Genomic DNA, 7436 nt, shown 5'->3' with positions numbered 1-7436 from the left:
AATTATACTTATATAAAGGGGCGGTGTAAACTATTCCTGTAGCAGATCAGCAGGCACTTCAATAGAAGAATGGAGGAGAACTATGAGTGCATTTGTCATCTTTATTCGCGAGCAAAGCCAAAATCCGGAAGAGCTCGGAATCTATTCACAAAAAGCGCCTGGCGGTCTGGCGGGCCACCCCGTAACTCTGCTTGCCATGTATGGGACCCATGAAGTGATAGAGGGCCCCGCTATGGAAGGAGCAGCTATTCTTGAGTTTCCCAGCTTTGAGGAGGCCAAGGCCTGGTATTATAGTCCAGCGTATCAAGATGCGGTACAGCATCGGCTTCGGGGCGGAACCTACCGTGGGTTTATCATTGAAGGTGTCTCCACAGCGGTAACTCATTCAGAGGAGGATAAGAAATGAATATAGCTTTTAAGGATACCGCACATGAATTTGAAGGGAAAAGAGTACTGGTGACCGGAGGTACCCGGGGCATGGGGGAGGCCATTGCCAAAAGGCTGGCGGGAAGCGGTGCAACTGTATTAACGACTGCCCGTACACGGCCTGCCGGTCTGCCGGAGCCAGAGCTTTTCGTGCAAGCGGATATTGCTACTACTGAAGGGGTGGAGAAGGTCATCCGAGGGGTGAAGGAAGTGCTTGGCGGCATCGATATTCTGGTGAACAATGTAGGAGGTTCCAGCACACCTCCGGGCGGAGCGCTTGTTCTGACCGATGATGACTGGTTTCAGGCTTTGAACTGGAATCTGCTTGCAGCCGTCCGCTTGGACCGCGGGCTCCTGCCGCTGATGCTGGAGCAGAGCTACGGTGTCATCGTACATATTTCCTCGATTCAGAGACGCTTGCCGCTGTATGAAACTACACTGGCTTATGCTGCTGCCAAAGCTGCGCTGTCCAACTACAGCAAAGGCTTGTCCAATGAATTTGCACCGCGTGGCATCCGCATTAACACCGTAGCACCGGGCTTTATCCAGACTGAGGCGGCGGAAGCAATGATAGAACGGATTGCCCAGGCGGCAGGAAGCCGGGAAGCTGCACTGAAGCAGTTGATGGATTCACTGGGCGGTATCCCTCTTGGCCGTCCGGGACTGCCTGAGGAGGTTGGCGAGTTAGTGGCTTTCTTAGTATCTGACCGGGCTGCTTCGATTACTGGCAGTGAATATGTGATTGACGGAGGGACGATTCCGACGGTGTAACTGGGGGAAGATTTGCTGCAAGGATATAAAGTAGAAACCCGGTCGTAGAATAGGAGGTATACTACTGCAGACCAGCCGGTGACGGCTGGTTTTGTTTTGTTATAAGCAGGAGCTATTCATGATTTTTAATTAAGGATTCCAACAAGATTAGTACAATCTTGGTCCTGTGGCCCTGGGTGCATGTTTTGGGTCTGTTTGGATTATTGGTTATAGGAAGATTGATATCGGAATATATTCTGTCATTGGCTCTTATGTCTATTATACTGTTACCCATGAATTTAATAGGGGAAGGAATCTCACTAGGGTTTCTATTCACGCGATTATTCACCCGTAAAAATTGGAGATTCCAGACTATTGGTTTGATAATGATTAACCTGTTCATTATCGGAGTTGTTTTATTGGAAATGTCTAAGGAATCTCACGCAGAGTTCTTCATGTAGCCTTATTCTTCATACAACAACTACCCCGCCGGAGCAACCCCCGTCTGCTCATCATACATACTCTCATGCCCCGTAGCGCTTGCCGCTCTAAGCAATACGTACATCAGCTCTTCCTTGGCAACAGGTTTCAGCAGAGCATCCATGCCGCCTTTGCAAAAGGCATCCAGGACAAATTCGTGGCTGCTGGTCACAACAATCTTGCCGTGAGGCTGATTTCCATTCACACGTTCTATCGCACTGGCTTCGCTGATCAGCAGCTTGGCATCCGTCACAATAAGATCCGGTTCATGCTGTTCGATCAGCCGGATGGCCCGCGAATCACAGGCCGCTTCCAGAATCGCTTCATATTCAAAAGGCAGTTGCTCCAGCATCAGCTTAAGCTCAGTGCGCACAATAGGGTTGTCGTCAACAAGTATAATTTTCATCGCAGGTTCCTCCTGTTATGTGATGCTGGTAGAACGGGTCCCCTCTTCTGCCGTCAAACGTTGAGGGAGTGCAAGCAAAGCCAGAGAGAGCAGGCCCAGCAGCAGACATACCCAATAGGCATTCCGGTATCCGAACCACTGTGCTGCTGCGCCTCCGGCCAGACTTCCTAACAGCCTGCCGATGGTCGTTGAATTCGTATACAGTGTTGAAGCATATCCCGGCAAATCGGGAAGCAAATCCTGAATATAGCTGATGCCGATAGCGGAGATAACAGCTACGAAGAAGGCCAGCAGTACCTGTCCGGCGAGAATCTGCCACAATGAAGTTGAGAACAGCACGACGATGTAATAAGCTGCACCCAGCGCAATTCCCCAGACCATGAGCAGCCGGGCGGAATATTTAGCAGACAATAGCCCCAGTACAAGCATCAGTGGGATCTCAAGCAGTGCGCAAATACTGGATACCGATGCGACATTCTGCATATCCCCGCCAAGCGTATCCGTAATGAACAGGGAAATGTTCAGGTTGTTGATCCAATGCCCGGAATATAGCAGCGTCAGCACCAGAAAAGGAACCAGGACCCGGGGATTCTGATGCAATCTTACGGGCTTGGGCTGCTGTCTGACGGTTTTTGGCGGAGCGGCAGGAGCTTTTATGAAGAAAAGAGCTAACATAGCATTCAAGATAAAAATCAGCGTGGTGCTCGTGAAGATGCCCTGGAATCCAAAATAATGGATAAGAACCGAGCCCACCAGCGGACCGACGATAAAACCCAGTGAAAACATCGAGCGAAGCGTTGAATTGGCTAAGGCATGATCAGCGGATTTGCTGGCATTGACAGCCTCCCGTGCACTGGCGAAGAGCTGTGGCATGGCCGGGGCACCGAGAGCCGTGAATACGGTCATAAACAACAGTAGTCCATAAAACTCATGAATAATGAGGTATCCGGAAAAAGCTAGCGCATTGAAAAACATGGCGGTGACCATCAGTTTTTTGCGGTTTAGCCCGCTGTCCGAGCGTTTGGCAATCGACATGCTGAGCCATACGCCGCTTATAATGGTTATTGCCGTAAAAACACCAAAGGTAGCTGCCGATACCCCCAGCTTAGTTGTGAAATAGACAGCCAAAAATGGGGAGCTAATGGATATAGCCATCCCTTGCAGCATCATGCAGATCAAAAATACAGGATAGCCTGTGATCAGGAAAAGATTGCGTGTTCGGTTCAACATAGGGGCGGGAATGTCTCCTTCAGAATCAGCTTGCAGCTTTATCTTTCATTTGGTTATAGTATAGATAATTGTTGATGATTAAAGAATGTTTTATCTGCTCGAAAACCTCTACTATTTGGCTGGGACGGTGAGACTATGGATTTGAAGCTGCATGCCTGCGCGTACTCTTTTCATACCCTGCCCTACAAAACATCCTTTACGCCGCCGCCCTTCTTTCTGTTTCGGCTGCAGGTGATGGGCAGCTGCAGAGCGCTGGTCAAGGGGAAAATGGAAGTCATTGAGCCCGGCGATCTGCTGATCTACCCCCCTGGTGAGCTTTATCATTTAGAGGTGGAGGCCATGGACGGGAATATTGAGAGCGGGGATTATTATCTGCTCTGCGAAGGTTCGTGGATCGAACAGTGGTGGAAGACCCGGCCCCGCCCGATCCAGCAGCGGATCCATCTGGATGCCGGAATGCTCTCTCTATGGCAGCAGCTGAGCATCGAACAGCACCGGATTGTACAAGGCAATCCCGAGCTGATCCGGCATCTGCTGTGCGCCTTATGCTTGTCGCTCGACCGCCTCTCGGAGGAGTCCGTTTCCCGCCAGGACCCGCTGGTGCGTTCCAATGAAATGGTGCTGCTGATGCAGCGGTATATCAACGAGCATGCCTTGCGCCCGCTGCGGGTGGAGGAGGTTGCAGCGGCGGCCGGGCTTAGTGTCTCCCGCGCTGTGCATCTTTTCAAAAAGCTTACAGGGTATACGATTATTCACTATACCCAGGAAATCAGGCTGTCCAACGCTCTGGAGCGCATCCGCTATACCGACTTGGGGCTGGAAAATATCGCCGGAAGCTGCGGGTTCGGCACGTATTCTTATTTTCACAAGGTGTTCAAGGCCAGATACGGCGTCACGCCTAAGGAGGTGCGGGGCCGTCCGCCTGAGACGATTCTGGAAGGTACCTATGTTATCACCAGCGGAGACCAGAACCTCTCCGGCGTCTCGCCGGATGCGCGGAAGTTCCTGTCGAATTGAGTGGGGGAGCGGGTCCCCCACCCGAATCTCTAATTATGAACTGATTTTTATGTCAATTATTCAGGTGTTGCTCCTTGCGGGAATCTTTTATGATGGGGAGGATAGTTGAAACCGTTATCATAAAGACCAAAAGGAGTGTCATCTCAATGGAATCCGCAACATTACCCTTTCAACAAATTGAATTGCAGCTGAATGAACGTGTACAGGACCTGCTCTCCAGATTAACGCTGGATGAGAAGGTAAGTCTGATGCCCCAATATCAAGCAGCTATTGAACGTTTAGGAGTAGGCGGCTATAAGCACGGTACGGAAGGGGCGCACGGTATTTCCTGGCTGGGCAAAGCGACTTCTTTTCCGCAGCCGAGCGGACTGGCCTGCACCTGGAACCCGGAGCTGCTGCAGAGAATCGGTGAAGCAATCGGCGACGAAGCCAGAGCGTTTTACCGGAAAAATCCGACGGTCAACGGCCTGACCTTATGGGCGCCTACAGTGGATATGGAGCGTGATCCGCGCTGGGGCAGAACGGAAGAAGCCTATGGTGAAGATCCGGAACTGACCGGCCGTCTAAGCACCTCGCTCGTGAAGGGGATTCAAGGCGATCATCCCAAGTATTTGAAAGCGGTAGCAACGCTTAAGCATTTCCTCGGTAATAACAATGAGATTGACCGTGGAGTGGCTTCCTCCAGCATAGATCCGCGCAATATGCGCGAGTATTATCTGGAAGCCTTCAAACCTGCCTTCAAGGAAGGCGGCGCGCAGTCGATGATGACGGCGTACAACTCAGTGAATGGCGTACCAGTAATCCTGCATCCGGCAGTCATGGAGATTGTGAAGGGCGAATGGGAAATGGACGGCTTCATTGTAAGCGATGCCGGAGATTTGTTCGGGATTGTGAAGGATCATAAGTATTATGAATCGTTCGCCCAGTCCATGGCGGAATCGATTAAGAACGGCATCGACAGTGTGACCGAAGAAACGGAAGAGACGATTAAGGTCATTCACCAGGCGTTGAATGAAGGGCTGCTGACCGAGGCGGATCTGGATCGTGCGCTTTTCAATACATTCCGCGTCCGTTTCCGTCTAGGCGAATTCGATCCCGAGGAAGGCAATCCGTATGCGGCCATCGATGATTCCGTGATTCTCAGCAAGAAACACAGTGAACTGTCCCTGGAAGCTGCGAAGCAATCCATCGTATTGCTGAAAAATGACAATAACACCCTTCCGCTCAGCAAGACTGAGCTATCCAAGGTCGCACTTATCGGACCGCTGGCGGATGAAGCTTTCAGAGACTGGTACTCCGGTACATTAGCTTACGGTGTGACTCCTCTGCAGGGTGTGACGAAGAAGCTGGCCGGGAAGCAGGTTGCTTTTGAGAGCGGGGATGACCGCATTATTCTGACCTCGGCAGCTAGCGGCAAGGCAGTAGGAATGACCGGCGAAGACGGAAGATTGGCTGTCTTGCATGATGTACCGGAGCGTGGGGAATTGTTCCGTCATACAGCCTGGGGCTGGACCGCCAATACATTGGAAGCAACAAGCCGGGGACAGTATGTTACACTGAACGACTCGGAGACCTTGACGGCTTCTGCTGATGAAATCTATGGCTGGTACGTGAAGGAATCGCTGAATCTGGTGCCGGAAGACGGGGGAGCCGTGAGCCTGCGCACGTGGAATGACAAGCTGATCTCTATCAATGCAGAGGATGGCACACTCCAGGTTGGTGATCAGGATGCCGTTGCCCAGGCACGTGAATTTAACAAGACCGTCATTGTAAATGGGGTGGAAGCGGCAGTCCAAGCTGCCAAGGCCGCAGAGGTCGCCGTCGTGTTCGTCGGAAACCATCCGCTTTTGAACGGTAAAGAAGAAATCGATAGACCGGATATTTTGTTGCCTGAAGAGCAGGAACGTCTAGTCAAGGCAGTATACGAGGCAAATCCCAATACTGTAGTAGTAATTGTGGGAAGCTACCCGATCTCTTCGACATGGATAGATGAGAATATTCCGTCCGTCCTGTACACCTCTCACAGCGGGCAGGAGCTCGGCAATGCGGTGGCAGATGTCTTGTTCGGCGACTATAGCCCCTCAGGGAAGCTCAATATGACCTGGTACCGTTCCGTGGATCAGCTTCCTGACCTGATGGATTACGATATTATCAAAGGCAAAAGAACCTACATGTACTTTGACGGCGAGCCGCTGTATCCGTTCGGTCATGGCTTAAGCTATGCACAGGTGGTGTACCGCAAGCTGTCGCTGGCGGAGGAGCTTTTGAAGCAGGATGGAACCATTAAACTGACAGTAGACGTTGAGAATACAGGGTCCGTAGCAAGTGACGAGGTAGTTCAGTTCTATATTCACGCCTTGTCCTCCCGGGTGAAGCGTCCCCTGAAGCAGCTTAAGGGTTTCGAGAAGATTCATCTTGCTGCCGGGCAAACACAGACGGTAGCCTTTACTTTACCGGTGGCGGAGCTGGCTTTCTGGGATGTGACGCGGGAGCAATATTGTGTGGAAACCGGCGAGTACGAGATCTTAATTGGCCGTTCCTCGGGCGATATTCAGCTGACCGGACGCGTGCAAGTACAGGGCGAAACGGTTCCACCGCGTGACCTGTATCATACAGTTAAAGCCGAGAACTACGATGACTATGAAAAAGTGTTTCTGGATGAATGCAAGGCGGGCGGCGCATCCATTCACCCTACAGCGGACGGAGCATGGATTGCCTTCAAGGATGCAGCGTTCGCACAGGGAGCAGGAGAGTTCCAGGGTCTAGTATCCTCCGCCAAGGGCGGCAGTGTGGAGATCAGAACCGGAGGCCCGGCGGGGAAATTGGCAGGTACGCTGGTAATTCCGGCAGGCGGCACCCTCCAGGAGTGGAAAAGCCTGTCCGTTCCTGTAATTATGGAAGCAGGAAATACGGATGTGTATTTGATCTTTAGAGGCGAGGTTCTGCTGAGCCGCTTCCATTTTAGCGCATAGAAGGAACACAGCAATGGCCCCGTATATTCTGATGATTCAGAGGATGCGGGGTCTTTGGCATGTTCAAATAGCAGAAATCCAGACGTAAAAAGAACCCGCTGGCTGCATCGCTGCGCCAGCGGGTTCTTAAGATGTGCCTGGATTCAGTCTCCGCC

General features: G+C 51.6%; 6 protein-coding genes. 4 read left to right on the top strand and 2 right to left on the bottom strand.

What is annotated here, in order from left to right:
* Window positions 1-82 precede the first annotated feature (82 nt).
* The gene (locus tag A3842_RS06070; protein ID WP_074087076.1) at window positions 83-406 is read left to right on the top strand and encodes a DUF1330 domain-containing protein; all 324 of its coding nucleotides are present in this window, start codon (window positions 83-85) and stop codon (window positions 404-406) included.
* A complete protein-coding gene (locus A3842_RS06065) occupies window positions 403-1197 on the top strand; it encodes an SDR family oxidoreductase (RefSeq protein WP_074100782.1) in 795 nt (264 codons plus the stop codon). Before A3842_RS06070 ends, A3842_RS06065 begins: the two co-directional genes overlap by 4 nt.
* Before the next feature lie 460 nt (window positions 1198-1657).
* Here the strand turns inward: A3842_RS06065 and A3842_RS06055 are convergent, their stop codons facing one another.
* Window positions 1658-2062 carry a LytR/AlgR family response regulator transcription factor gene (locus tag A3842_RS06055; RefSeq protein WP_074100780.1) on the bottom strand — a complete coding sequence of 135 codons (405 nt, stop codon included), beginning with the start codon at window positions 2060-2062 and terminating at the stop codon, window positions 1658-1660.
* Between the two features lie 15 nt (window positions 2063-2077).
* Window positions 2078-3292 carry a sugar efflux transporter gene (locus A3842_RS06050; protein ID WP_074100779.1) on the bottom strand — a complete coding sequence of 405 codons (1215 nt, stop codon included), beginning with the start codon at window positions 3290-3292 and terminating at the stop codon, window positions 2078-2080.
* A 135-nt stretch (window positions 3293-3427) separates the two neighbouring features.
* On the opposite strand from A3842_RS06050, the gene A3842_RS06045 reads away from it, so the two are divergent.
* Both A3842_RS06045 and A3842_RS06040 read left to right on the top strand, forming a co-directional pair.
* The gene (locus A3842_RS06045) at window positions 3428-4309 is read left to right on the top strand and encodes a helix-turn-helix domain-containing protein (protein WP_074100778.1); all 882 of its coding nucleotides are present in this window, start codon (window positions 3428-3430) and stop codon (window positions 4307-4309) included.
* A gap of 146 nt (window positions 4310-4455) precedes the next feature.
* On the top strand, window positions 4456-7281 hold the full coding sequence (locus A3842_RS06040) for a glycoside hydrolase family 3 protein (protein ID WP_074100777.1): 2826 nt from the start codon (window positions 4456-4458) through the stop codon (window positions 7279-7281).
* Window positions 7282-7436: the final 155 nt, after the last annotated feature.

It is taken from the genome of Paenibacillus sp. P3E (assembly GCF_001909045.1).
In the GTDB taxonomy this organism is placed as follows: Bacteria; Bacillota; Bacilli; order Paenibacillales; family Paenibacillaceae; genus Paenibacillus_AQ; species Paenibacillus_AQ helianthi.
This window is presented reverse-complemented; position numbering and strand designations above follow the sequence as displayed.

What these genes read in the sequence shown, in the direction of transcription:
- A3842_RS06070 (WP_074087076.1), top strand. Translation starts at nt 83, where the DNA reads ATGAGTGCATTTGTCATCTTTATTCGCGAGCAAAGCCAAAATCCGGAA.
- A3842_RS06065 (WP_074100782.1), top strand. Translation starts at nt 403, where the DNA reads ATGAATATAGCTTTTAAGGATACCGCACATGAATTTGAAGGGAAAAGA.
- A3842_RS06055 (WP_074100780.1), bottom strand. Translation starts at nt 2,062, where the DNA reads ATGAAAATTATACTTGTTGACGACAACCCTATTGTGCGCACTGAGCTT.
- A3842_RS06050 (WP_074100779.1), bottom strand. Translation starts at nt 3,292, where the DNA reads ATGTTGAACCGAACACGCAATCTTTTCCTGATCACAGGCTATCCTGTA.
- A3842_RS06045 (WP_074100778.1), top strand. Translation starts at nt 3,428, where the DNA reads ATGGATTTGAAGCTGCATGCCTGCGCGTACTCTTTTCATACCCTGCCC.
- A3842_RS06040 (WP_074100777.1), top strand. Translation starts at nt 4,456, where the DNA reads ATGGAATCCGCAACATTACCCTTTCAACAAATTGAATTGCAGCTGAAT.